25 protein-coding genes are annotated in these 24,396 nt (G+C 62.7%); 13 read left to right on the forward strand and 12 right to left on the reverse strand.

The window, feature by feature from the left end; genetic code table 11:
- The first annotated feature begins 21 nt into the window (after positions 1–21).
- From AC0L24_RS16310 to AC0L24_RS16320, 3 genes are all read left to right on the forward strand, one after another.
- Entirely contained in the window at positions 22–741 is a 720-nt protein-coding gene (locus tag AC0L24_RS16310) for an aspartate/glutamate racemase family protein (protein ID WP_473563963.1), read from the forward strand.
- Between the two features lie 65 nt (positions 742–806).
- On the forward strand, positions 807–1,304 hold the full coding sequence (locus AC0L24_RS16315) for a heme-degrading domain-containing protein (protein ID WP_127808215.1): 498 nt from the start codon (positions 807–809) through the stop codon (positions 1,302–1,304).
- Positions 1,301–2,566: a glycerate kinase type-2 family protein gene (locus tag AC0L24_RS16320; protein WP_292336448.1), complete on the forward strand. Its 1,266-nt coding sequence runs from the start codon at positions 1,301–1,303 to the stop codon at positions 2,564–2,566. Before AC0L24_RS16315 ends, AC0L24_RS16320 begins: the two co-directional genes overlap by 4 nt.
- A gap of 63 nt (positions 2,567–2,629) precedes the next feature.
- Here AC0L24_RS16320 and AC0L24_RS16325 read toward each other — a convergent pair whose 3' ends face one another.
- From AC0L24_RS16325 to AC0L24_RS16340, 4 genes are all read right to left on the reverse strand, one after another.
- Positions 2,630–4,087 carry a UdgX family uracil-DNA binding protein gene (locus tag AC0L24_RS16325; protein ID WP_473563964.1) on the reverse strand — a complete coding sequence of 486 codons (1,458 nt, stop codon included), beginning with the start codon at positions 4,085–4,087 and terminating at the stop codon, positions 2,630–2,632.
- 2 nt (positions 4,088–4,089) lie between these two features.
- Positions 4,090–5,325, reverse strand: coding sequence for a putative DNA modification/repair radical SAM protein (locus AC0L24_RS16330; protein ID WP_473563965.1), 1,236 nt, complete (start codon positions 5,323–5,325; stop codon positions 4,090–4,092).
- Positions 5,326–5,411: 86 nt separating this feature from the next.
- Entirely contained in the window at positions 5,412–6,818 is a 1,407-nt protein-coding gene (locus AC0L24_RS16335; protein ID WP_128307375.1) for a glutamine synthetase family protein, read from the reverse strand.
- A gap of 11 nt (positions 6,819–6,829) precedes the next feature.
- Positions 6,830–8,209 (reverse strand): aspartate aminotransferase family protein, encoded by a 1,380-nt coding sequence (locus tag AC0L24_RS16340; protein ID WP_127808211.1) that lies wholly within the window; start codon positions 8,207–8,209, stop codon positions 6,830–6,832.
- 156 nt (positions 8,210–8,365) lie between these two features.
- On the opposite strand from AC0L24_RS16340, the gene AC0L24_RS16345 reads away from it, so the two are divergent.
- Positions 8,366–8,818 (forward strand): hypothetical protein, encoded by a 453-nt coding sequence (locus tag AC0L24_RS16345; RefSeq protein ID WP_127808210.1) that lies wholly within the window; start codon positions 8,366–8,368, stop codon positions 8,816–8,818.
- Positions 8,819–8,824: 6 nt separating this feature from the next.
- On the opposite strand, the gene AC0L24_RS16350 is transcribed toward AC0L24_RS16345, so the two are convergent.
- Positions 8,825–9,799 carry a WD40 repeat domain-containing protein gene (locus AC0L24_RS16350; protein ID WP_127266499.1) on the reverse strand — a complete coding sequence of 325 codons (975 nt, stop codon included), beginning with the start codon at positions 9,797–9,799 and terminating at the stop codon, positions 8,825–8,827.
- A 257-nt stretch (positions 9,800–10,056) separates the two neighbouring features.
- Entirely contained in the window at positions 10,057–11,109 is a 1,053-nt protein-coding gene (locus AC0L24_RS16355; RefSeq protein ID WP_473563966.1) for a CobW family GTP-binding protein, read from the reverse strand.
- A 196-nt stretch (positions 11,110–11,305) separates the two neighbouring features.
- Here AC0L24_RS16355 and AC0L24_RS16360 point away from each other — a divergent pair, with 196 nt between their 5' ends.
- On the forward strand, positions 11,306–12,037 hold the full coding sequence (locus AC0L24_RS16360) for an intradiol ring-cleavage dioxygenase (RefSeq protein ID WP_473563967.1): 732 nt from the start codon (positions 11,306–11,308) through the stop codon (positions 12,035–12,037).
- Here the strand turns inward: AC0L24_RS16360 and AC0L24_RS16365 are convergent.
- Positions 12,001–12,186, reverse strand: coding sequence for a hypothetical protein (locus AC0L24_RS16365; RefSeq protein ID WP_127266502.1), 186 nt, complete (start codon positions 12,184–12,186; stop codon positions 12,001–12,003). The genes AC0L24_RS16360 and AC0L24_RS16365 overlap by 37 nt on opposite strands.
- A gap of 66 nt (positions 12,187–12,252) precedes the next feature.
- Here AC0L24_RS16365 and AC0L24_RS16370 point away from each other — a divergent pair, with 66 nt between their 5' ends.
- Positions 12,253–12,723, forward strand: coding sequence for a MarR family winged helix-turn-helix transcriptional regulator (locus AC0L24_RS16370; RefSeq protein WP_127396003.1), 471 nt, complete (start codon positions 12,253–12,255; stop codon positions 12,721–12,723).
- A 24-nt stretch (positions 12,724–12,747) separates the two neighbouring features.
- Here the strand turns inward: AC0L24_RS16370 and AC0L24_RS16375 are convergent, their stop codons facing one another.
- On the reverse strand, positions 12,748–13,617 hold the full coding sequence (locus AC0L24_RS16375) for an AraC family transcriptional regulator (protein ID WP_292702808.1): 870 nt from the start codon (positions 13,615–13,617) through the stop codon (positions 12,748–12,750).
- 49 nt (positions 13,618–13,666) lie between these two features.
- Between AC0L24_RS16375 and AC0L24_RS16380 the strand changes: the two genes are divergently transcribed.
- The 6 genes from AC0L24_RS16380 to AC0L24_RS16405 all read left to right on the forward strand — a co-directional run bounded on the left by AC0L24_RS16380 (position 13,667) and on the right by AC0L24_RS16405 (position 18,549).
- Positions 13,667–14,074, forward strand: a complete 408-nt coding sequence (locus tag AC0L24_RS16380; protein WP_128307228.1) for a DUF2000 family protein — start codon at positions 13,667–13,669, stop codon at positions 14,072–14,074.
- A gap of 192 nt (positions 14,075–14,266) precedes the next feature.
- Complete coding sequence (locus tag AC0L24_RS16385) at positions 14,267–15,151, forward strand: DMT family transporter (protein ID WP_164748949.1); 885 nt, start codon at positions 14,267–14,269, stop codon at positions 15,149–15,151.
- A 77-nt stretch (positions 15,152–15,228) separates the two neighbouring features.
- Positions 15,229–16,251: a LacI family DNA-binding transcriptional regulator gene (locus AC0L24_RS16390; protein ID WP_127396005.1), complete on the forward strand. Its 1,023-nt coding sequence runs from the start codon at positions 15,229–15,231 to the stop codon at positions 16,249–16,251.
- Positions 16,248–17,231 (forward strand): 2-hydroxyacid dehydrogenase, encoded by a 984-nt coding sequence (locus AC0L24_RS16395; protein ID WP_127808206.1) that lies wholly within the window; start codon positions 16,248–16,250, stop codon positions 17,229–17,231. Before AC0L24_RS16390 ends, AC0L24_RS16395 begins: the two co-directional genes overlap by 4 nt.
- Positions 17,232–17,313: 82 nt before the next feature.
- Positions 17,314–17,697 (forward strand): hypothetical protein, encoded by a 384-nt coding sequence (locus AC0L24_RS16400; protein WP_292702904.1) that lies wholly within the window; start codon positions 17,314–17,316, stop codon positions 17,695–17,697.
- A 180-nt stretch (positions 17,698–17,877) separates the two neighbouring features.
- Positions 17,878–18,549 (forward strand): outer membrane protein, encoded by a 672-nt coding sequence (locus AC0L24_RS16405; protein ID WP_127808205.1) that lies wholly within the window; start codon positions 17,878–17,880, stop codon positions 18,547–18,549.
- Positions 18,550–18,583: 34 nt separating this feature from the next.
- Here AC0L24_RS16405 and AC0L24_RS16410 read toward each other — a convergent pair whose 3' ends face one another.
- Positions 18,584–19,357 (reverse strand): gamma-glutamyl-gamma-aminobutyrate hydrolase family protein, encoded by a 774-nt coding sequence (locus AC0L24_RS16410; protein WP_127808204.1) that lies wholly within the window; start codon positions 19,355–19,357, stop codon positions 18,584–18,586.
- Between the two features lie 263 nt (positions 19,358–19,620).
- Between AC0L24_RS16410 and AC0L24_RS16415 the strand changes: the two genes are divergently transcribed.
- Positions 19,621–20,730 carry a TRAP transporter substrate-binding protein gene (locus AC0L24_RS16415; RefSeq protein WP_013528215.1) on the forward strand — a complete coding sequence of 370 codons (1,110 nt, stop codon included), beginning with the start codon at positions 19,621–19,623 and terminating at the stop codon, positions 20,728–20,730.
- An 84-nt stretch (positions 20,731–20,814) separates the two neighbouring features.
- Here the strand turns inward: AC0L24_RS16415 and AC0L24_RS16420 are convergent, their stop codons facing one another.
- From AC0L24_RS16420 to AC0L24_RS16430, 3 genes are read right to left on the reverse strand one after another with little or no spacing between them, the layout of a single operon-like run.
- Positions 20,815–21,843, reverse strand: a complete 1,029-nt coding sequence (locus tag AC0L24_RS16420) for a zinc-dependent alcohol dehydrogenase family protein (protein WP_164873918.1) — start codon at positions 21,841–21,843, stop codon at positions 20,815–20,817.
- Between the two features lie 18 nt (positions 21,844–21,861).
- Positions 21,862–23,643, reverse strand: coding sequence for a TRAP transporter large permease (locus AC0L24_RS16425; RefSeq protein WP_473563975.1), 1,782 nt, complete (start codon positions 23,641–23,643; stop codon positions 21,862–21,864).
- Positions 23,643–24,227 (reverse strand): TRAP transporter small permease subunit, encoded by a 585-nt coding sequence (locus AC0L24_RS16430; RefSeq protein WP_127266510.1) that lies wholly within the window; start codon positions 24,225–24,227, stop codon positions 23,643–23,645. The genes AC0L24_RS16425 and AC0L24_RS16430 overlap by 1 nt, the downstream gene beginning before the upstream one ends.
- Positions 24,228–24,396: the final 169 nt, after the last annotated feature.

Consider the following 24,396-nt stretch of genomic DNA (forward strand, 5'->3'; position numbering starts at 1 on the left):
AGGTGCGAGGGGAGCCCGTCGATGACCGTCCGTCAGAATAAACTCATCGGTATGGTAGGCGGGATGAGTTCGGAATCGAGCGCGATTTACTATCGGCTGCTCAATCAGGCCGCGCATCGGCGCCTCGGCGGACATCACAATGCCAAGTCGGTCCTGTTCACGTTGGATTTCGACGAACTGAACGAGATGGCCGCGCTCGGACGCTGGGATGATCTCGCTGAAACGGTAGCCGAAGCGGCGCGAAACCTGGAAAGGGCCGGCGCCGATTTAGTGATGCTCACCTCAGTCACCGCACACCGTGTGGCCGACCAAGTGGAGGCTCAGCTTTCCGTCCCACTGCTGCATGTCGCCGATGCCACAGCGCAGGCCATTCAGTTACGGGGCTTCGCGCGTGTGGGGCTGTTGGGAACGCGATATACGATGGAGCAGGATTTCTTCTCGGGACGTCTGCGCCAGCGTCATGGCCTCGAAGTCCTCACACCGCCGCAGCAACAACGTGAAGCCTTGCACAGTATCATCATCGATGAGCTGACGTTGGGCATCGTGAAGCAGGACTCAATGGCTGCGCTGATGGATATGGCATTGGACCTCCAGGCGCGCGGCGCGCAGGCGGTGATCTTAGGTTGCACCGAGCTTCCGCTGTTGGCCGCTTTGGACGACTATCCGTTGCCAGCTTTCGACGTCACCCAACTTCATGCCGAGGCGGCGCTGGACATAGTCCTAGCAGATGGGCGCGCCTGACCGCTGACGTCTTGACCGCGCCGCGATAGTCGGCGAAAGCCAACAACGACATCGGGAGCGAGACAGTGGCCGACGACATCGAGACTATTAAAAGACAGGAAGCCACGCTCGTCTTTTCGGAGTTCGACGAGGCCATTGCCTTTGAGATCGGTACCGCGATTCGCGATAGGGCTTTGGCCGGCAACCTGCCAATCATCGTCGATATCCGGACCTTCGACCGGCCGCTGTTCTATGCCGCGCTGCCGGGCTCGAATGCTTCCAATCCCGACTGGGCGCGGCGCAAGATCAATGTGGTCGAACGGTTCCTGAGAAGCACCTATCGCATGGTGTTGGAACAGCAGCGCCCCGACCGCACCTTCAAGATTGGTGAGGGGCTGGATATTGCCGACTACGTGCTGGCCGGCGGTGGCTTTCCGGTGACCGTCAAGGGCGCCGGCGTCATTGGTGTGATCGCCGTCTCCGGACTGCCGGAGCGCGAGGATCACGGCGTCGTCGTCGATGCGCTGTGCGATCATTTGGGCGTCGACAAGCGCGGCCTGGCATTGCCTCCGGAAGCCGAATGACCGTGCTTGATCCCAAGACATTCTTGATCTCCATCTTCGACGCCGCCATCGCCGCCGCCGATCCGGAGCGAACCATCCGGGATCATCTGCCGGCCAAGCCAAAGGGCCGTACCATCGTCATCGGCGCGGGCAAAGGCTCGGCGCAGATGGCGGCAGCGTTCGAGAAAGTGTGGGACGGCCTCATCGAAGGGCTGGTCGTCACCCGCTATGGCTATGGCGCGACCTGCGAGCGCATCGAGATCATCGAGGCGGCGCATCCGGTGCCGGACGCTGCCGGTCTGGAAGCCTCGCGGCGCCTGCTCGCCAAGGTCCAGCGTCTGACTGAGGATGATCTGGTGGTGGCGCTGATTTCCGGCGGTGGCTCGGCGCTGTTGCCGTCGCCGGCCGGCAGCCTGACGCTGGCCGACGAGATCGCCGTCAACGAGGCGCTGCTCGCCTCGGGTGCGCCGATCGCGGCGATGAACACCATCCGCAAGCACCTTTCCACCATCAAGGGCGGCAGGCTGGCAGCGGCCGCATGGCCGGCCAGGGTGGTATCGCTGATCGTCTCCGATATTCCCGGCGACAATCCGGCAATGGTCGCCTCCGGCCCAACCGTACCCGATACAGGCATCCGCGCCGACGCGCTGGCCTCGATATCGGCCTATGGCATGAAACTGCCGGCCTCGGTGATGGCGCATATCAATTCGCCGGCCGCCGATGCGCCAAGCCCGGATGACGAGCGTTTTTCGCGCAACGAGGTGCATCTGATCGCTTCGGCCGGGGTATCGCTGGAAGCCGCCGCTGCGGAAGCGAAACGGCAGGGTGTCGAGGCCTTTATCCTCTCCGATGCCATCGAGGGCGAAGCGCGCGAGGTGGGCGGCGTCCATGCCGCGATCGCGCGCGAAGTGGCGACGCGCAACCGACCATTTTCGAAGCCGGTGTTGGTCCTGTCGGGCGGCGAGACAACCGTCACGCTACGGGCAAAAGGCAAGGGCGGCCGCAATTCGGAATTCCTGCTCGCCTTTGCTATCGGCATCAACGGCGTCGAAGGCATCCACGCATTGGCCGCCGACACCGATGGCATCGACGGTTCGGAAGACAACGCCGGCGCCTTCGCCGATGGCTCGACCGTGTCGCGCATGCGCTCGGCCGGTGTCGATGCCAAGGCCATGCTTGCCGGCAACAATGCCTGGACGGCCTTCAACGCGGTTGGCGATCTCTTCGTACCCGGCCCGACCGGTACGAATGTCAACGATCTCAGGGCAATTCTGATCAGGTAGCTGAAGCAATTCCAGGAAAAGTGTGAAGCGGTTTTCCGTCCGGAATTGCGCAAAGCAGACTAATCAGGCGGCCATCAGCCGCTTCACCAGCTTCATATCCTGCAGGAACCGTTCGCGTTCAGCCTCCTTGTCCGCGGACTCGCGGATGCGCAGAATGAAGGAGGGATGGATGGTGATGAACACGCGCAATCCGTCCTCGCGCTCGATCACTTGTCCGCGCATCTTTGTCACCGGGATCGCCTTGCCGAGCAGTGACATCGCCGCCGTCGCGCCCAGTGCCACGGCGAGGTTCGGCTTGATCAGCTCGAATTCCTGGTCGATCCACCAGCGGCAGGCCTGAATCTCACCGGAATTCGGCTTGGAGTGGATGCGGCGCTTGCCGCGCGGCTCGAACTTGAAGTGCTTGACCGCGTTGGTGACATAGACCTTTTGCCGATCGACACCGGCATCATCCAGGATCGCATCGAACACCTTGCCGGCCGGACCAACGAAAGGTTTGCCGGCAAGATCCTCCTGATCCCCCGGTTGTTCGCCGACGAAGATCACCTTGGCATTGTCGGGACCTTCACCGAAGACGGTCTGCGTCGCGTCGCGCCACAGCGGGCAGCGGCGGCAGCCTTTCGCTACCTCACGCAACTCGGGAATCGTGTCTGGATCATCTTCCGGTGCTTCGGCGGGCTGCTTCGGCCAATGCCGTGCCTGCACCTTGGCGTGGTGCGGCGCGGGTGTTGTCGGCATCTTCGCAATCATGTCCTTGGCGGCCTTGTCCGCTCCTGCGATCATGTCTGGAATGAGCGAAGCCTCGGGAAGGTTCCGCCAATATTTCTTCGGCATCTCCTTCTGCATGGCCTTCACCTTCAATCGCGCCGGATTGAAGATGTTCTCGAAATAGATGCGCCAGAGCGCCTCGGTGTCGTCTTGGTCCGGCGCATCGCCCTTGGCCGCGCCCGGTCCGATAGCCAGCCTTTCGCCATCCCAATCGGCGGAGGCGTAGGGCGTCAGGATCGTCCAGCGCATGCCGGTGAAACGCCTGACGAAGAAATCGGCGTTGCGCTCGACGATGAAATGATCCGGCTCGAACCAGGCGACATAACGCTCATCGGCACCGTCGCCGATTTTCCGGAAGCGTACGAAGGCATGCATCTTGTGGCTGTCGCGCCGAACCGCCTTTTCCATGGCCTCAAGCCGCCTGGTGTCGGGATCCGACGCGATTTCCAGCAGTTTAGGCTCGTCGCGCAACCGCCAAAGCATTCGGTAGAGAAAGGCAAACCGGCCGGGATCGGAATGGCAGAACGCCGTTTCGGCATGCCCGATGAAGTCGCGCGGCACGACGAGTTGCGCGCCCGCAGGCACTTCAGGCAATTCTGTCTGATCAAGGCCCGGCGCGACATGCCAGCCGACGTCCTCGGGCCTGACCTCATTCAGGGCCAGCCGCCGTGCCGCGTCACGCCAGCCGGCAAAATCCGTCTCGCTGTCGAGCCGTACACTGTATCTGGCGAGATCAAGTTCAGCAGGCCGCATGATTAAAACAACGATAATTGTTCGCAGGAGGGGGCGATCCTGTCGCGCAGGCCGGCCTTGTCGGTCAGCGCACCAGGCGACCAGCATTCGGCGATGATGAACGGCCTGAGCTTGGCGATCGACTGGCAGACCCGCCCGACATCCTCCAGCCGCATGCGCCGATGCCGGCGCGTCTCCAAAATCTTTGCCACCACCTTGGTGCCGAGACCCGGCACCCGCAGCAGAGCTTCGCGGTCGGCGCGGTTGATGTCGACCGGAAACTGCCCCCGGTTGCGCAGCGCCCAGGCGAGCTTCGGGTCGATGGCGAGATCGAGCATGCCGTCGCTGCTCCCGGCGAGGATTTCCGGCTGCGAAAACCCATAGAACCGCATCAGCCAGTCGGCCTGATAGAGCCGGTGCTCGCGCATCAGCGGTGGTTTCAGCAAGGGCAGCGACGATGACGAATCCGGAATGGGGCTGAAAGCCGAGTAATAGACGCGCCGCAGATGATAGCTGCCATAGAGCCGCGCGCTGGTGTGAAGGATGCCGTCGTCGGATGTCTTGTCGGCGCCGATGATCATCTGCGTCGACTGGCCGCCCGGCGCAAAGCGTTCGCGCTTTTTGGTTTTCAAAGTCGGCTCGGCCTTCTCCTCCATCTTCTGGCGCAGCCTGGCCATGGAAAGCCGGATTGTCTCCGGCTTCTTCTCGGGCGCCAACCGCTTCACACCCTCGTCGGTCGGCAGTTCGACATTGATCGATAGCCGGTCGGCATAAAGCCCTGCCTTCTCGATCAGTTCGGCCGAACTTTCCGGAATGGTTTTCAGGTGGATATAGCCGGAGAACTTCTCCTCCAGCCGCAGCCTGCGTGCCACCTCGACCATCTCGCCCATGGTCTCGTCCGGCGAGCGGATGACGCCTGAAGACAGGAACAGGCCTTCGATGTAGTTGCGCCGGTAGAAATCCATGGTCAGCTTCACCACCTCGTCGATGGTGAAACGGGCGCGCCGCACATTGGAGGACGAGCGGTTGATGCAATAGCTGCAATCGTAGATGCAGAAATTGGTCAGCAGGACCTTGAGAAGGGAAATGCAGCGGCCATCCGGCGCATAGGAATGGCAGATGCCCATGCCCTCGGTGGAGCCGATGCCGCCTGATTTCAGCGAGTCCTTTTTCGCCGCACCCGAAGAGGCGCAAGAGGCATCGTATTTGGCGGCGTCGGAGAGGATCGCCAGCTTTTCACGGACGGTAAGTGCGCTCATATGTTCATGATATGTTCTAAACAGGAGATCCGCTACCTCATTTGATGGAGGCGGCGAAAAAGTGATCGCCGCCCATCATGAATCCATCAAACCTCGTGCAGATAGAGGTGGTAATCCAACTCGCTGACCGTGCGTGCCACCCGCAGATATTCGGACTGTTTGATCGCCACGAAGGTCCGGTGCAGGTCCTCGCCGAGCGCGTTCTTCAGGAAGCTGGACGTCCGCGCCGCTTCGATCGCGGCGCGCCAGTCGACAGGCATGGTCGTGCGCGTGACCGCTGCCTCATAGCCGTTGCCGGTCGTTTCGGGACCCGGATCGAGGCCTTCATCCATGCCCTTGATGATTCCGGCGAGCACGGTTGCGGCGATCAGGTAGGGATTGGCGTCGACGCCGGACGGCCGGTGTTCGATGCGCCGGTTCTTGGCGTCGCCGGCCGGCACGCGCAGCGCCACCGAGCGGTTGTTGACGCCCCAGGTCGGCGCCACCGGCGCATAGGATTGCGAGACGAAACGCCGCCAGGAATTGGCATGCGGTGCAAACACCAGCATCGATTCCGCCATGGTCTGGATCAGGCCGCCGAGCCCCTGCAGCAGCGGCAGCGACCAGCTCTCGCCCCCAGCTTCGGCAAAGACGTTTCGGCCGGCCTTGTCCTGCAGCGAAACATGGAAATGCATGCCCGAGCCGGCATATTTCTCGATCGGCTTGGCCATGAAACAGGCGGTGACGCCATGGCGGCGCGCCTGCGCCCGCACCAGCCGCTTCAGCATGACCAGATCGTCGGCCGCCCGCATCACATCCTTGCGGTAGTTCAGCGTCAATTCGTACTGGCCGGGCGCATATTCGGAAATCACCGTCTCGGCCGGAATGCCTTGCGCCTTGGCCGCCGCATAGATGTCGGAAAACAGCGGCTCCATGCCGTGCAGATGGTCGACCGAATAGACTTCGGTCTTGCCCGAGACGCGGCCATCGAGCACCGCGCGCGCCGGCTGCACCTTGCCGTCAGCGTCGCGTTCGTTGGCCAGCAGGAAGAATTCGAGCTCGAAGGCGCCGGCCGGATAGAGACCTTTGGCCGCGAGGATCTCCACCTGCCGCGCCAGCGCCAGCCGCGGATCCGACGACATCGGTCGGCCGTCGAGCATGTACATCGCCATCAGCAACTGGCCGCGCGGCGGGCTCGTACCGTAGAGCGGCACCAGCGTGCCGGGGATCGGCCATGCCCTAAGGTCGCCATCACCGGTCGTCCAGATCAGTCCGGTCTCGTGCACATCCTCGCCGGTGATGTCGAGGCCGAGGATCGAGATCGGCATATGGCGGCCGCCCTCGAAGATGCTCTTCAGTTCATGCCGGCGCACGATCTTGCCACGGCCGACGCCATTGGCATCGGTCAGCACGATATCGAAGGCCTCGATCTCGGGATGGGCGTCGAGAAAGGCGTGCGCCTCGGCAGGTGTCGAGCCCGAAGGTGAGGTTATCATGGCATTAGGGTGGTCCATCGCCGCTTGTCTCATGCCGCAAGCTTCGCCGCAACCGCGCCGAAGGCGGTGATCAGCCGGTTGACCTGGGCAGCCGAGGTCGCCGGCGAGATCAGCATCATGTTGTGGAAGGGTGCGATCAGCACGCCGCGATTGACCAGCGCGACATGGATGGCGGCCTCCAGTTCCGGTGCATGCGCCATTTCCGCCTCGGCGCCATTGCGCAGCGGACCGGGCGCACAGATGAACTCGACACGAGCGCCGACGCGGGAAACATGCCAGGGTAGGCGATAGCGATCGATCACGCCGGTCAGCCCGGCATCGAGCCGCCGCGCCAGATGATCCATCCGGTCGTAGTTTTCCTGCGTCATCACCTCTTCGAGCGTGGCGCGCATCGCCGCGAACTGAAGCGGGTTGGCCGAGAGTGTCGTGCCCATGCCGGAATAGCCCGGCTCCTTGGTCCTGTTGTAATCCGCGTAGCGTGAGGCAACGTCGTCGCTCATGCCCCAGACACTGGCCGGCACGCCGCCGGCGATCGGCTTGCCCAGCACGAAGAAGTCCGGGTCGAGACCATATTTCCTCGTGTAGCCGCCGGGGCCGGTCGAGATCGTGTGCGTCTCGTCGATCAGAAGCAGCGTGCCGGTTTGGCGTGTCAGTTTGCGCAGGGCGTCATGGTAGCCCGGATCGGCCAGCACCATGCAGGAATTGGTCAGCACTGGCTCGGCGATGACGCAGGCGACGTCCTTATCCCCAAGCGCGGCTTCGAGTGCTGAAACATCGTTGAACTCGATGACCTTGGCCGTGCGGGTCAAGTCGCGGAACTCGCCCGCCAATCCTGGCCTGTTGACGGGCTTGCCGTCGATCAGCCGCACCATCGTTTCGTCGACCGAGCCATGATAGCAGCCGTTGAAGACCAGGATTTTTTCGCGGCCGGTGACGGCACGGGCAACGCGCAATGCAAAGCGGTTGGCGTCGGTCGCCGTCGTCGCGATCTGCCAGAACGGCAGGCCGAAGCGCTGCTGCAGCAGCGGCCCGATGGCCAGCGCATCTTCCGAAGGCAGCATATAGGTCAGGCCGCGTCCGGCCTGCCGGCGGATGGCGCGAGCCACCGGTGGCGGCGAATGGCCGAACATCGAGCCAGTGTCTCCAAGGCAGAAATCGTCGAGCTTGTTTCCGTCGATGTCGGTGATGTTCGCGCCCCTGGCGTTGTCGACCAGGATCGGGAACGGCGTCGGCCAATCGTTCATCCAGTGCATCGGGACGCCGCCGAAGAAGCCGGGCAGGCCGTTGCCGATCTTGGCTTGCGATTTTGGCCGCGCCTTGCGGAAGGCTGCCCCCTCGGTTTCGCGCAAATCGGCAATGCGGTCGCGGCCGATGCCGCCGATGGACGTGTTGGACGTGTCGCTGTGCATGAAAACCCCTCTGGTCGATCCCTCTTAGCCAATCCGTGTCCGCATCCGCAATTGGCCGCGCATCTGCCCTGCGTTGGCTCAGCCTTTGGCGGCGGCGCTTGACCGTGCTGCCGAAGTCAGCGCCAATATGAGCGGGAATTGAGGTGGAGGGGTAAAATGCGAACGATCATGTGTGTGGCAATGCTTCTGTCGTCGGCTGGCGCTGCCTTCGCGTCGGGTGGCATCTGGTGCTCCACCGAGGACACGGCGGCGACATTCGAGGTCGAGGCAGGCGTCACCAGAGGCATGGGCGGGCCGACCTTCAACTTTCGCGGCAACCTCGAAATTCTGAGCCGGCCTGCCGGCGACAGCCTGCGCAAGACCGTGTTCGAGGATTCCAACCTGACGCAGTACTGGCTCGACGGCAAGGAATTGCGGCTGAACATCTATCGCGAGCACGAGGTCGCGCAAAAGATCAATTCGGTCGAACTGACGATCCTGACCAAGACCAGCGACGAAGGCGTCTACGACGGGAGCTATACGCTCTCCATCTACGACGCCGCGGCGGATACGGACCAGGACGGCAAACCGGTGGAAATCAGCGGCAAAGTGTCGTGCGGAGCGGAGTGAGCGGGGTCAGGCCGTGATATCGATGACGCCGCAATCGCCGGCGGCACTGCCGAAGGCGACCCGGCGTTCTTCCTTGTCCCACATCATCGAGGTGATGGCGCCCTTGCCCGGCCGTCGCAACAGCACTTCCTTGGCGTCGGCAAAACGCACCGCCATCACCATGCCGTCATCATAGCCGACGGCAACGACATCCTGGCTCGGGTGGCAGGCGACAGCCGTCACCATGGCGTTGCCGCGCGTGCCGAGCTCCAGCGGTGCCTTGCCCATTGGACCATCCTTGCCTGAAAACGGCCAGACGATCGCCGCCGGCGCGCCGGAACTCGCCAGCCACTTGCCCTTCACACTCCACGACAGGCTTTTGACCTTGCCGGGATAGCCGGTCATGCGCATGTGCTTGCCGTCGGCGAGCTTCCAGCCGTGCAATGCGTTCTCTTGCATGGTGGTGACGAGGAAGGCGCCATCGGGAGAGAAGGTGATGCCGGTGTGGGCGCCGGCCCATTCAAGCTCCACCGGCTTGCCCTCGGCGGCCGGGAAATGCAGCGTCGCGCCATTGTAGCGGGCGACACCGAAGCGCATGCCCTTGGGCGAGAAGGCCAGCCCCTCGACCGAACGCGGATGGACGAATTCCCTCGTCTTGCCGTCGGCGAATCGCACGAAGGCGGTCTTGCCTGAGGCATAGGCGATGGCGCCTTGCGGCCCGGCGGCAACGCTGGTGATCCACTTCTTGGCCGCGCTTGCCAATTCCGTGACCTCGCCGCCCGCTTTCACGGAAAACACCTTGCCGTCCTCGCCGCCGGTGATCAGCCGGTCATTGGCCGCATCATGGAAGGCGGCAAGCACCCCGTCATTGGCCTGAATTGTCTTGTGGCCATGGTCGAGCCGATGGACGGCGCCGTCGGCCATCGCAAAATGAGGCACGTCGCCGAGAAAGACGGCGGCGATGCAATGGCCTTCGAGATCAAGCGGGGCGACGGTTGGCATGGGAGATTATTCCATTCGAGATTTATGCTGGTCGTCTAACCTCGCTGGGTCGCCAGCGCGGCTGGGTGCGGCCGGCCTTCTCCCCTTGTGGGAGAAGGTGGATCGGCGCGCAGCGCCGAGACGGTTGAGGGGTGGGTGACGGATCTCCGTCAGCGCCAAGCTGGAACACCCCTCATCCGACCGAGCTTCGCCCGGCCACCTTCTCCCACAAGGGGAGAAGGAAGGAGGGGCAGCGCTAGCGCTATAAAGTCTCGAAATCAAGCCGCCTGGCAGGCGTCAAAACTCTTCTTCAGCCGCTCGGCGTCGAGTTCCCTGCCGATGAACACCAGCCGGCTCTCATGCTTCTCACCGTCCTTCCAGGCGCGCTGGTGGTCGCCCTCGATGATCATGTGCACGCCCTGGATGACATAGCGCTCATCATCGCCCTTGAGCGCGATGATGCCCTTCAGCCGCAGGATGTTGGGGCCTTCCATCTGGGTGATCTTCTCTATCCATGGGAAGAATTTCTTCGGGTCCATCTCACCGCCGCGCAGCGACACCGATTGCACCGTCACGTCATGGATGTCGGAAGCATGCGCATGATGGTGGTGCCCGTCATGATCATGGTGGTGATCGTGGCTGTCATGGTCGTGGTCATGATGATCGTGATCGTCATGCGCTTCGAGGAAGTGTGGATCGTTTTCCAGCGCCCTCGGCAGGTCGAAGGCGCCGCGGTCTAGCACTTCGGTCAGGGCGACGCCGGCTCGGGTCGTGCGGTGGATCTTCGCCGCCGGATTGATGGCGCGGATCGTCGCCTCGACCTTGGCGAGCTCTTCTGATGTGACGAGGTCGGTCTTGTTGAGCACGACGACGTCGGCGAAGGCGATCTGGTCCTCGGCTTCCCTGGAATCCTTGAGCCGCAGCGGCAGGTGCTTGGCGTCGACCAGCGCCACCACCGCGTCGAGCCTGGTCTTGGAGCGCACGTCGTCATCCATGAAGAAGGTCTGCGCCACCGGCACCGGATCGGCGAGCCCGGTGGTCTCGACGACGATGGCATCGAAGCGGCCGGGTCGGCGCATCAGGCCCTCGACGACACGGATCAGGTCGCCGCGTACCGTGCAGCAGACGCAGCCATTGTTCATCTCGTAGATTTCCTCGTCGGATTCCACGATCAGGTCGTTGTCGATGCCGATTTCGCCGAACTCGTTGACGATGACGGCGTAGCGCCTGCCGTGGTTTTCCGACAGGATGCGGTTGAGCAGCGTCGTCTTGCCGGCACCGAGATAGCCGGTGAGAACGGTTACGGGGATCTGCGTCTGTGCGTCGCTCATGGCTTGCCTCGAATTATCTGGGCCTCGGAAATTCGGCCTGAGAAAAGGGAATGTCGGCTCCATATAGGATGTGCGCCGGGCTTTTGCACGGGGCAAACCGATGGGCCAAACCGGCTTGCTGCATTGCCGAATCGTTGGCGAAAGCCGTTGTGATCGCCTAGATCAGGGCGACAGAGGCCAATTCGAGAGGCAAGATATGTCCGGCAAGCCATCCTCGTTCTCAATGAGCCGGCGCCAGGCGCTCGGTTTGATCGCGGTCACCGCCGGCGGTGGTGCCTTCCTGCCCGCCGCCGCGATGGCAGACCAGACTTCACCCTATGCCGGACTGGCCTTGTTCGAAAACGGCGCCGGTGTCTGCACCATCACGCCCGAGGCGACCGAGGGACCGTTCTATTTCGATCCGAAGCTAGAACGTGCCGATGTCACCGAAGGCAAGAAGGGCATAGCCCTTGCTGTCCGGCTGCAGGTCGTCGACGCGGCCTGCCGTCCGCTGGCCGGCGCTCGCGTCGACATCTGGCATTGCGACGCGCAAGGTGCCTATTCCGGCTACCCCGGACAGGGTGACGGCCGCGATCTCGACACCTCGGGCCAGACCTTCCTGCGTGGTTGGCAAAGGACCGACGCGAGTGGCATCGTTTCCTTCGCCACGATCTATCCCGGCTGGTATCGCGGCCGCACCACCCACATCCATTTCAAGGTCTTTCCCGACGACAGTTCGGTGATGACCGGACAGTTGTTTTTCCCGGACAGCCTCAGCGAGCAGATTTTCACCACGGCCGCACCCTACAACGACCGGTCGGGCGAGCGCGACACCTCGAATGCCGCGGACGGCATAGCCAGGCGGGCCGGACCGCAATCGCAGGCTGCGCTGCGCGAGCTGGAGGATGCCTATCAGGCGCTGATGATCATCGCGGTGAAGTCCGGCTGAGCGGCGGTCACTCCATCACTTTGCTCGCGGCGAAAATTCCGGCTGGGAATTCGTTTGTCATCTAACTGAAATAAACATCTGGCATTAGCCACGGCGGACACCACAATGCTTGCCGGCAAAGCTGTTTGAAGCTCCGGAATCTTTTTCATCGTCGATTGCCAACCGGCCGGCTGCCTCTATGCTGCCCGCACCGGTACGGCCGAAGAGGGATGACCATGGCCAAGGCGGATAAGACTGCGACAATGAGCCGGCTGCATTCGGCGGCAAGGCTGGCAAGAACGGCGCTGGCGGCCCGGCTTCTGGCGCACGGCTTCTATGCCGGCCAGGATCAGATCATGCTGGCGCTCGACCGTGAGGACGGCCAGACGCCGGGCAATCTTGCCGGACGCCTCGGCGTGCGCCCACCTACCATCACCAAGACAATCAACCGGCTGCAGGCCCAGGGTTTTCTGGAAAAACGCGCCTCCTCGGCCGACGCTCGTCAGGCGCATATTTTCCTCACCGACACCGGTCGCGACATCATCCACGCCATCGAGAAATCGGTGAAGAAGACCGAAAAGCTGGCGCTGAAGGGTCTCGACAAGAAGGACCAGAAGTCGCTGTTCAAACTGCTTGCCCGCATCGAGGCCAACCTCTCGAACGAGGAACTGGTGCTCATCGACGACGACGCCGAATCGGACGACTGACCGGCGGATTGTCGCGGCAGGCGATCAGGCCGCCGCGGCAGAGCCCTGGATCAGCGACGACCAGCGTCCCGGTGTCATGCCGAACGCCTTCTTGAATTGCCTGATGAAATGGCTCTGGTCGCTGAAGCCGGCTTCGACCGCGATCTGTGCCAACGGTTCGCCGGCGGCGATCATCCGCCGCGCCCGCTGAAGCCGGCGCATCACCAGGAAGCGATGTGGACTGGTGGAGAAAGCGGCACGGAAATGCCGTGACAAGGCATAGCGATCAAGCCCGGTTACAGCTTCCAGTTCGCCGGAACGCACCGGCCGGTTCAGGTTTTCCGTGAGATAGTCGCGCGCCAGCGCAGCCGCCCGCCACGCCGTCCTGGTCATCGGCTTCGCCGACTGGCCGCCATGCCGGATCAGGCCTTGCACCAGTTGCGTCAGGAAGTCGTCGACGAACAACTCGTCGAGTTCCTGCTCCAACGGACCCAGCGCCGAAAGCAGCGTTGCGCAAAAGGCGGCGTCCGTCACCACGCCATCCCTGACAAAAGGCAGCGAAGCGCCGCCAAGGCAGCCGAGCATCAGCGACGGCTCCAGATAGAGCATCCGGTAGCGCAGGCCGTCCTCGGTGCCGGCGCCGCCGTCATGCAACTCGTCGGGATGCAGCACGATGATCTGGCCCGGAAGGCTGTGGCGCGCAGCGCCGAGATAGCGAAACGTCTGCACACCGTGCAGCGTCACCCCGATCGCATAGGTGTCGTGGCGATGCAGGTCGAAGGCGCTGCCATGGAAGCGCGCCTCGATCCGCTCCATGCCTGCGGGATCGGGGGCGGAGATGATACGGTTTTCCGCCGCATCGACGCACAAACGTCCAAGACCCTTGTAGGCCTGGCTGTCTAGATCGTGCGACATCATCTCCTTCAGCCTCGCATTGGGGCACAAACCGAATGGCCAATGTCTCATGTTCGATACGAAATTTGCAATCGTGCTCAGGGAAGATCTGCCGGTCTGGCAGAAACTCAACGTCACCGCTTTCCTGACCAGCGGCATCGTCGCGCAGTTTCCCGATATCATCGGTGCACCCTATCGCGACCGCGCCGGCAATCTCTACAACCCGCTGTCGATCCAGCCGGTCATCGTTTTGTCCGCCGACCAGACGACGCTGGGCACCATCCACCGGCGCACGCTGGAGCGCGGCGTGACCACCTCGCTCTATGTCGAGGAAATGTTTTCGACCGGCTTTGACGCGGCCAACCGTGCCGTCTTCGCCGAATTCGCGCCTGAAGACGCCAAGGTGGTCGGGATCGCGCTTCGCGCCGACAAGAAGCTGGTCGATAAAATCACCAAGGGCGCCCGCATGCACGCCTAGCCAAGGCACTACGCCTGCCGGCGGCTCTTGTTGTGCCAGCAGGCTTTCATGTCGCGGCAGTCGACAATTGGCTTGCCGGGAGCCGGCAATTCCCGCAAAGGTGGGCTCCAGCCCAGCTTCCCACCCGGCCTGCAAGTGAGTGCTCCCCAAAGACATGTAGAAAGCGCGACGCCCCCGGTGGCGATCGTGTGCATGCTTTCCACCTATGTCTTCTTCACCTTCCTCGACACATCAAGCAAATACCTCGTCCTTGCCGGCGTTTCCGTGCTGGTCGTTGCCTGGGTGCGCTTTGCCGTGCATGTCGTGCTGGTCGGCGCGCTGCTGCGCGGCTGGCGCCAACCGGTGCGGTTTCGTCCGGTCAACCTGCCGGCGCATATCCTGCGCGGGGCGTTCCTGTTCGGATCGACCATATTTAATGTCCTGGCGCTCAAATCCCTGCAACTGGCCGAGACCACCTCGATCTATTTCTTCGGGCCGATGGTGATCACGGCACTGGCCGGTCCGCTGCTTGGCGAGTGGGCCGGCTGGCGGCGCTGGCTGGCCATCCTGGCGGCCTTTGCCGGCGTCCTCATCATCACCCGGCCGGGCGTCGGCGTTTTCGGCATCGGACATCTCTTCGCGCTCGGCTCGATGCTGTCGAACTGCTTCTACGTCATCATGACGCGCCGCATGTCGGCGACCGAGACATCGGAGAGCCTCATCCTGTTTTCGGCGTTGGCGCCGGCGCTGTTGCTTCTGCCCCTGCTGCCGTTTTCGTTTTCCCTGCCGCATGACGGTTGGCACTGGTTCGTGCTGCTGATGCTCGGCGTGTTCGGCGGCGTCGGTCACTGGCTGCTGGTCCAGGCCTACCGGCTGGCGACAACCACGGCTTTGGCGCCCTATCCCTATTCGCAGATGGTGTGGATGATCATTTCCGGCTGGATCGTCTTCAAGCAGTTTCCCGACCGCTGGACATTGGTCGGCGCCGCCATCATCGTCGCCAGCGGTCTCTACATCGTCCATCGCGAGCATAGGCTTCGGCTGCGGAGCCGCGCGGCCTCGGATGTCGAGGCCGAGGCGTTGGCAAAAAAACTTTGATTTGCCCCCGATCGGTGGCATAACGCCGCCTTTAAACAGTTTAGGTCTGGAAATTCAGGTCCGGGGAGCACACGTCGCTGGCACAAAAAATCAAGCTTTCGACGATCGCGGATGCGCTCGGCGTGTCCACGGCTACGGTCTCGCTGGCGCTGCGCGACAGCCCTCTGGTTGCCGGTACCACGCGTGACCGCATCAAGGAACATGCCCGCGCCATCGGCTATATCTATAACCGACGCGCCGCCAGCCTGCGCACCTCGCGTTCCGGCATTGTCGGCGTCGTCGTCCACGACATCATGAACCCATTCTTCGCCGAGATCCTGCGCTCAATCGAAAGCGAGCTCGACCGCAGCCGTCAAACCTTCATCCTGTCCAATCATTACGATCAGCTCGAAAAGCAGCGCACCTTCATCGACACGCTTTTACAGCTCGGCGCCGACGGCGTCATCATGTCGCCGGCCATCGGCACGCCGGCTTCCGACATCCTGATGGCCGAGGAGAACGGCCTGCCGGCTGTGCTGATCGCGCGCACCGTCGAGGGTGCCGACGTGCCGGTCTTTCGCGGCGACGACTCTTATGGAACAGGCCTCGCCACCAACCATCTGATCTCGCTCGGCCACAAGCGCATCGCCATGATCGGCGGCACCGACCAGACCTCGACCGGCCGTGACCGCTACCAGGGCTATGTCAACGCGATGGAGGCGGCCGGGCTGGAAGTCAGGCCGTCATGGCGCATCGCCGGCCCACGCACCAAGCAGGCCGGCTTCGAGGCCGCCGGACAGTTCCTGGCGCTGAAGGACAGACCGACGGCTGCCTGCTGCTGGAACGACCTTGTCGCCATCGGCCTGATGAACGGCATTGCCCGTGCCGGCCTTGTGCCCGGCATCGACATCTCCGTTACCGGCTATGACGACCTCGAAGAGGCGGCGATCGCGACGCCGGCCCTGACCACCGTCTGGAACGGCCAGCGCGAGGTTGGCCGCCGCGCCGCCAGCGCGTTGCTCGACAAGCTCAACGGCCAGACGGTGCGGCCCTCGCAGGAATTGATCAAGCCGGAACTGCATGTGCGTCAGTCGACCGGCAAGCCGGTGGAGCGTGCATGACCAAGGCCGAACAGTTGCAGACCGTCGCCATCCTGGTGCCGGGCGATTTCAACGACCATGCGGTCGACCGCATCAACCGTACGTTCAGGCGTGTCAGAATAGAACGCGCCGATCCGTCCCTCATCACCGACGAGATGCGCAGCGATGTGCGCGGCATCGCTTCGTTTGCCGGCATCAACGCGGCGATGATGGATGCATTGCCCAACCTCGAGCTCATCGCCTCCTTCGGCGTCGGCTATGATTCGGTCGATGTCAGCCATGCCCGAGCGAAGAACATCATGGTCACCAACACGCCCGACGTGTTGACCGAGGAGGTCGCCGACACCACGATCGGGCTGTTGATCAACACCATCCGCGACCTGCCGCGCGCCGAAACCTGGCTGCGCGACGGCAGCTGGCTGCGCAACGGCAACTATCCGCTGAGCCGGCTGACCTTGCGCGGGCGCAGTGTGGGTATTTTCGGCATGGGCCGCATCGGGCAGGCCATCGCCCGGCGTCTGGAAGCTTTTGGCTTGCCGGTCGCCTACCACAACCGGCGCCGTGTCGAAGGTCTTTCCTACCAGTATCATGCGACCCTGAAAGGGCTTGCAGAAGCCGTCGATACGCTGATTTCGGTCGCGCCGGGGGGCGCCTCGACGGAGAAGGCGGTCAATGCCGAAATCCTGTCGGCACTTGGCGCCAACGGCGTCTTCGTCAACATCGGCCGTGGCAGCACTGTCGACGAAGCAGCGCTTGCGGCAGCCCTTGTCACCGGCACCATCGCCGCCGCCGGCCTCGACGTCTTTGCCGACGAACCGAACGTGCCCAAGGCGCTGCTCAACGCGCCCAACACCTCGCTGCTGCCGCATGTCGGCTCGGCCTCGGACCACACCCGCCGCGCCATGGCGGATCTGTGCGTCGACAATCTGGTGTCCTGGTTCACCGAGCGTCGGCCGTTGACGCCGGTCCCCGAGACAGCAGAAGTCAAGGCTAGAAACTGATCGGTGGCCGCCACATTTATTAACGTCAGCTTAACCATTTGGAATCATTGTTCAACCTGTCCGTGTCCGTGGATGAAAAATGATGAAAGCACTTTCCGCATTGATCGCTGCCGCAGCGCTGTTTGGCGGCATTCAGCTGTTTCATGGCGGCAGCCGAGAAAGCGGGGCCAACGAGGCCGCCCCGTCCAACAGCTACAGGCTGGTCGCCAATGGCGATGAGGCGGTCTGTGCAGTCAGCCGCGGGGCCGAAATTTCGGACGGTTTGTCGCTGGTCACCGTTGCTCCGAAATGCCGCCGGCTCTTGCCCGGCATAGAGCAGGCGAAGTTCTGGCGCGAGCAAAACGACGGCACGGTCGCCTTCAGCGCCAACGGCGTCGATCCGATCGTCACCTTCGCGGCTGCCGATGGCGACGGCTACGAATCTTATGCCCCGGCGCTACCGTTGCTGTCGCTGAATAGCTATTAATGCCCAGCGGCCTATTCTGCCGCTTCAAAGGGCAGGTATCGCACCGCCATGGCGGTTTAGCCAGCCAATCATAGTGGCCGTTCTGCCACGCCGATTGCGAAAAGAAGTTCCACGCTATTTTAGCATCTTGCGATACAAACGAAGATAGATCGTTATGCACCATTCAATTGGGGGCCTAACGTGAAATCCATCCTTCTCGCATCCACCATGCTTGTCGCCCTTTCGGGTGGCGCTTTCGCTGCCGACGCGCTTGTCGAAGCTCCGGTGGCTTACGAATGGAGTGGCTACTATGTGGGCGCGCAGCTTGGATACAATTGGGGGCACGTCGATAGCCACGACGTCAATATCGACGACGGCAGTTCCGATTGGGCTGACGCGTGGAAGTCCGACGGAGTGATTGGAGGTATCCACGCCGGCTACAATCAGGCCTTCAATTCGATCGTTCTTGGCGTCGAGGCCGATCTCGAAGCCTCGGGAGCGGGCGGCTCCGTGGATTCCGCGTATGCGGGCAATATCAAAACCAAAATCGACGTTCAGGGCTCGTTGCGCGCACGTCTTGGCTATGCGGTGGGACCGGCTCTCCTGTACGGTACGGGCGGTCTCGCAGTCGCTCACTTCGATACCAAATATGACGACGGCACCACGACGGATAGCTCGTCCAACACAAAGGCAGGTTGGACTGTGGGCGCTGGTATCGAATATGCCTTCGCGCAAAACTGGACGACGCGGGTCGAGTATCGCTACAGCGATTTTGGCACGTTCTCCGACAATCCAGCGACCGACAGTTCCTGGCTTTACCCAACCGACGTGACGACTCAAACCGTACGCTTCGGCGTCAGCTATAAGTTCTGATCGCGGGTTCGCGCCAGGGGGCGGACCCGGTCGTTTACTCTGCCGCCGTACGCGCTGCCTGGCGGATCAGGGCGTGGCCCCTGACCGCATCGCCGAAGGCCCGGAATATCTTCACCGAATTGCTGTCCGACTTGACCCAGTATTCCGGGTGCCATTGCACGCCGACGGCGAAGGCGCGGGCGTCGCGCACCGAAACCGCCTCGACCGTGCCGTCGGTGGCGACGGCCTCGACCTGCAGCTTCGAGCCGAGCCGGTCGATGGCTTGGCGGTGCAACGAATTGACCTTGATGTCGCCGGCACCGAACACACCGGCCAGGCAACTGTCAGGTTTGATCGAAATGGTCTGGTGGATGGCGAAGCGTTCGTCCTGCTTATCGCTCACCGGCGCGCGGTGGTCGAGCGAGCCCTCGCGCTCCTGGATCTCGGTGCCGAGCGTGCCGCCCAGCGCCACGTTCAATTCCTGGATGCCGCGGCAGATGGCGAGCAGCGGCACGCCGCGTTCGATCGCCCGGCGGATCAGCGGCAGCGTCGTGGCGTCGCGCGCCGGATCATAGGGGCCATTGGCTTCGCTGGCGTCGCCGCCATAGAGCGAGGGATGCACATTGGATTTCGAGCCGGTGACCATGACGCCGTCGACCGACGATAGAAGTTCGTCGAAATCGAGCCGGTCGCCGAACGATGGCACCAGCACCGGAAACACGCCGGCGCCGGTGACCGCCGCTTCCAGATATTGTTGTGGGGCGGCGTGCCAGGTGTAGTTGTCGAACTGACGGACGTCGGTCGATATGGCGACGAGCGGCTGATGCATTTTTGCTCTGTGTTCCATCTGGGCAAGGGATACCTGCCGCTAAAATAGGCGATCCCCGGTTGTTTTTCCATGCCAAGTTTCGGCGTGTCGCATGGGCCACGAAACGGCCTGTTAGACTATAGTTGCAGGGCAGCCGGGCTTCGCCGTCAAATCGGGTCGGCCTGCTGGACTCGACTTCTTGCCCGTGTATTGTCTCGAACGAACCGACAGGGAAACCGAGGATTTCCTGACGTCGGCCTGTTGATCCAAAAGGGAGGAAGTTCATGGATCGTCGTTCATTCATTCGCAAGGCCGGTGTCACCGGCGTCGGTGCCGCCGCGGCGGCGGCCACGCTGGCAGCGCCTGCAATCGCCCAGTCCAATCCCAAGGTGACATGGCGGCTGGCGTCGTCCTTCCCGAAGTCGCTCGATACCATCTATGGCGGCGCCGAGGTGTTCTCGAAGATGCTGTCGGAAGCCACCGACGGCAATTTCCAGATTCAGGTTTTTGCTGCCGGTGAGCTGGTGCCTGGCCTGCAGGCCGCCGACGCCACCACGGCCGGCACGGTCGAGGCCTGTCATACGGTGGCATATTATTACTGGGGCAAGGACCCGACATGGGCGCTCGGTGCGGCGGTTCCCTTTTCGCTCAACGCACGCGGCATGAATGCCTGGCACTACCATGGCGGCGGCATCGACCTGTTCAACGAGTTTCTCGCCACGCAGGGCCTTTTCGGCCTGCCGGGCGGCAACACCGGCGTCCAGATGGGCGGCTGGTTCCGCAAGGAAATCAACACGGTGGCCGACCTTTCCGGCCTCAAGATGCGAATCGGCGGTTTTGCCGGCAAGGTGGTGCAGAAGCTCGGCGTCGTGCCGCAGCAGATCGCCGGCGGTGATATCTATCCCGCGCTGGAGAAAGGCACCATCGACGCGGCCGAATGGGTTGGTCCCTATGACGACGAGAAGCTCGGCTTCTATAAGGTCGCGCCCTATTATTACTATCCCGGCTGGTGGGAGGGCGGCCCGACCGTCCACCTGATGTTCAACAAGGCGAAGTACGAAGAACTTTCGCCGACGTACAAGTCGCTGCTGCACACTGCCGCGCAGGCGGCCGACGCCAACATGCTGCAGAAATACGATTATCTGAACCCTGCGGCGGTGAAGCGACTGGTAGCCGGCGGCGCGAAACTGCGCCCGTTCAGCCAGGAGATCATGGCCGCCTGCTTCGAAAAGGCCAACGAGGTCTATACCGAAATGGAAGCCTCCAACGCCCCGTTCAAGAAGATCTGGGAATCGATCAAGGGCTTCCGCAAGGAGCATTATCTCTGGGCGCAGGTGGCCGAATACAATTACGACACCTTCATGATGGTCCAGCAGCGCAACGGCAAGCTGTAGTCGGCCGGACTTCTGCTCAAAAGCTCTCTGGGCGGAACCCGCTCAGGGAGCTTTTCTGTATATACCGGAGGCGAAACCGGCGCTTCAGCCTCGGCGCGGCACCACCAGAACCTTGACCTCGCCGGGCGCCGGCGGATTGGCGATCACCGCTGGCGCTTCTTCAAGCGACACCTGCCTGGAGATCAGCCTATCGATCTCGATCGTGCCGGAAGCAATGAGTTCGGCGGCACGGCGATGGGTGTAGGGATTGAGGAAGGAACCGAGCACCTTCAGTTCCCGGAACAGCAGGTCGAACGGCTCGAATTCAGCTTTCACGCCTTGCGGCGTCACGCCGACGATGACGACCGTGCCACCGGCGCGGGCCAGCCGCATCGACTGCTCGACGGTCTCTCGCACGCCCGCACATTCGAAGACGACGTCGACACCGCCTGGCACCAGCCCCACCGGTCCGGCGATGGCATCGATGACATCGGCGGTGGTTGGATCGATAGTCATTGTCGCGCCGAGGTCCTCGGCGAGGGCGCGCCGCGAGGCTTGCCTGGTCGAAAGGATGATGGTCGTGGCTCCCGCCAATCTTGCCAGCTGCACGGTGAGCAGGCCGATCACGCCGCCGCCAAGCACGACCACCGAGCTGCCCGGTTTGATCCCGGCAAGGTCGACGCCGTGCAGGCAACAGCCGAGCGGCTCGCAGAACGCGCCGTGCATGGGATCGAGACCCGCAGGCAGGACGAAAGCCTGCTTCTGCGGCAAGGCAAGGTATTCGGCAAAGCCGCCGTCGCGATGAATGCCGATGGCGCGCAGATTGCTGCAGAGATTGATTTGTCCCGCGTGACAACGCGCGCAGCGCCCGCAGGCGATGTTGGGGTCGCCGGTGACACGATCGCCGATGGCAAAACCCGAGACCGATTTTCCGATCGCCTCGACGAGACCGGAGAACTCATGGCCGGGCGTCACCGGCGGCGTGCACGGAAATTCGCCGTGAAACAGATGCCGATCCGTGCCGCAGACGCCGCAGGCTTCGATGCGCACCAGTAGCTCATCCGCACCGATGTCAGGCATGTCGACGTCGCGCAGCGTGATGCCGCCCACTGCTTCCAGCCGCACCGCTTTCATGGTTTTGACCATGCCGGTTCAGTTGAAGCTTGGCGGTTGCGACAGGTCGGGCTGTGGCGTTGCCGGCTTGGCCGGCGGCGCGTCGCCGAAGCTCGGCGGCTGCGACAGATCGGGGGCGGCGGGAGCCGTGCCGCCGCCGGCAGGCGCTGCGCCATCCGCCGGCGGCGTGCCGAGCGGCGACAGGCCGGGCATCTCCGGCACCTGGTAGTCGATCGTGCCCGGATCGACGGTCGTTCCCTTGTAGTGCATCACCATTTGCGGGAAGGCGATGGTCAACCCGATCATGATCACCTGGATGCAGACAAAGGGCACCGCGCCCCAATAAATCTGTCCGGTGGTCACCGGCGCGATTTGTTTGCCGGTGAGACGATCGAGATAGGGCACGCGCGCAGCCACCGAACGCAAGTAGAACAGCGCGAAGCCGAAGGGCGGGTGCATGAAGCTGGTCTGCATGTTGACGCCAAGGAGCACGCCGAACCAGATCAGGTCGATGCCGAGCTTGTCGGCGGCGGGCGCCAGCAGCGGTACGATGATGAACGCCAATTCGAAGAAGTCGAGGAAGAAAGCGAGGAAGAAGACGAGCATGTTGACGCCGATCAGGAAGCCGACCTCGCCGCCCGGCAGCGACGTCAAAAGGTGCTCGACCCAGATGTGGCCGTTGACGCCGTAGAAGGTCAGTGAGAACACCCGTGCGCCGATCAGGATGAAAAGCACGAAGGACGATAGCCTTATCGTCGAGGCCAGTGCCTGCTTGACGACGTCAAGCGACAAGCGCCCCTTTGCCGCCGCCATGATCAAGGCGCCGACGGAACCCATGGCGCCGCCTTCGGTCGGCGTGGCGATGCCCAGGAAGATGGTGCCCAGCACCAGGAAGATCAGCGCCAGCGGCGGGATCAGCACGATGATCACCTGCTGCGCGAGCCTGGACATCATGTTGAAATTCAGGCGTTTGTCGGCAATGGCGACGATGTAGATGAACAGGACTCCGGCAGTCGCGCCGAGAATGTCGGCATTGTCGCCATGCGCCGGCGCCAGATAACGATACGCCGCGTAGGAAACCGCTAATGTGACCAGCAAAGCCACCAGCAGCGACATCACGCCATGGCCGAGTGTACGGGCTTCCAGCGGCAGCGCCGGCATCGAGTTCGGCCGGATGATCGACATGATCAGGATGTAGGACATATAGAGGACGGTGAGCACGAGGCCGGGGATCAGCGCGCCGGCATACATGTCGCCGACCGAACGGCCGAGCTGGTCGGCAAGCACGATCAGCACCAGCGACGGCGGGATGATCTGGGCAAGCGTGCCGGAGGCGGCAATGACACCGGATGCGAGCCGGCGGTCATAGCCATAGCGCAGCATGATCGGCAGCGAGATCAGGCCCATGGCGATGACGGAAGCCGCCACCACGCCGGTGGTCGCCGCCAAGAGCGCGCCGACGAAGATCACCGCATAGGCAAGGCCACCGCGGATTGGCCCGAACAGCTGGCCGATCGTGTCGAGCAGGTCTTCGGCCATACCCGATCGCTCGAGCACGATGCCCATGAAGGTGAAGAACGGGATGGCCAGCAGCGTGTCGTTCGACATCACCCGGCTGCCGTAGAAATTATCCGGCAATGCGTGCAGGAGCGGCCAGGCGAGGTTGATCGATCCTCCGGAATAAGGCGACAGCAGCACGCCGATGAAGAAGAACATCAAGCCGTTGGCGGCCAAGGAAAAAGCGACGGGGTAGCCGATCAGCAGGAAGATGATCAGCGAAGCGAACATGATCGGCGCCATGTTCTGCGCGATGAACTCCATCACGAGCGCACCTCGTCGGCCAGCGCCTTGGCTTCGAGTTCGGCCTGTTCATGCACGGAAATGAACGGATTGGGATCGTCCATGTCGCCGCGCATGATGGCGATCTTCTTGATGATCTCGGAGATGCCCTGCAGCGCGAGCAGGAAAAAACCGACGAGCAGGATGGCCTTGGCCGGCCAGATGATCAGACCACCGGAATTGTTGGACATCTCGCCGCTGCGAAACGACAGCGACACATAGGGCACGAAATAGATCACCATCAACGTCACGAACGGCATCAGGAAAAAGAGATGCCCGAGCAGGTCGATCCAGTGCTGCACGCGGCGTGAAAACAGGCCGTAGACGACGTCGATGCGGATATGTTCGTTCTGCTTCAGCGTATAGGCGGCGGCCAGCATGAAGGCGGCGCCGAACAGATACCATTGCAGTTCGAGCCAGGCGTTCGAGGATATGTCGAACACCTTGCGGATAATGGCGTTGGCGGCGCTCACCAGGATCGCCAGCAGGATCAGCCACGATATCCACTTGCCGATGAATTCGTTGGCGCGATCAATTGTCCTGGATAGAGCAAGAAGCCCTGCCATGCATTCCTCCCTTGTACCGGAGGCGTGCCGGCTTCCCCCTTTTTGTCCGTCACGCCGCGTGGTCCAACGGTATGCCGCGCGTGGACTGACGGGTCAACAAGGATAGAGGGAGCAAATGTCATCGCATGGCAGACAGTGCCCAATACCGGCGATCTGCCCTGGCGTCATG

It is taken from the genome of Mesorhizobium sp. WSM4809 (genome assembly GCF_055811655.1).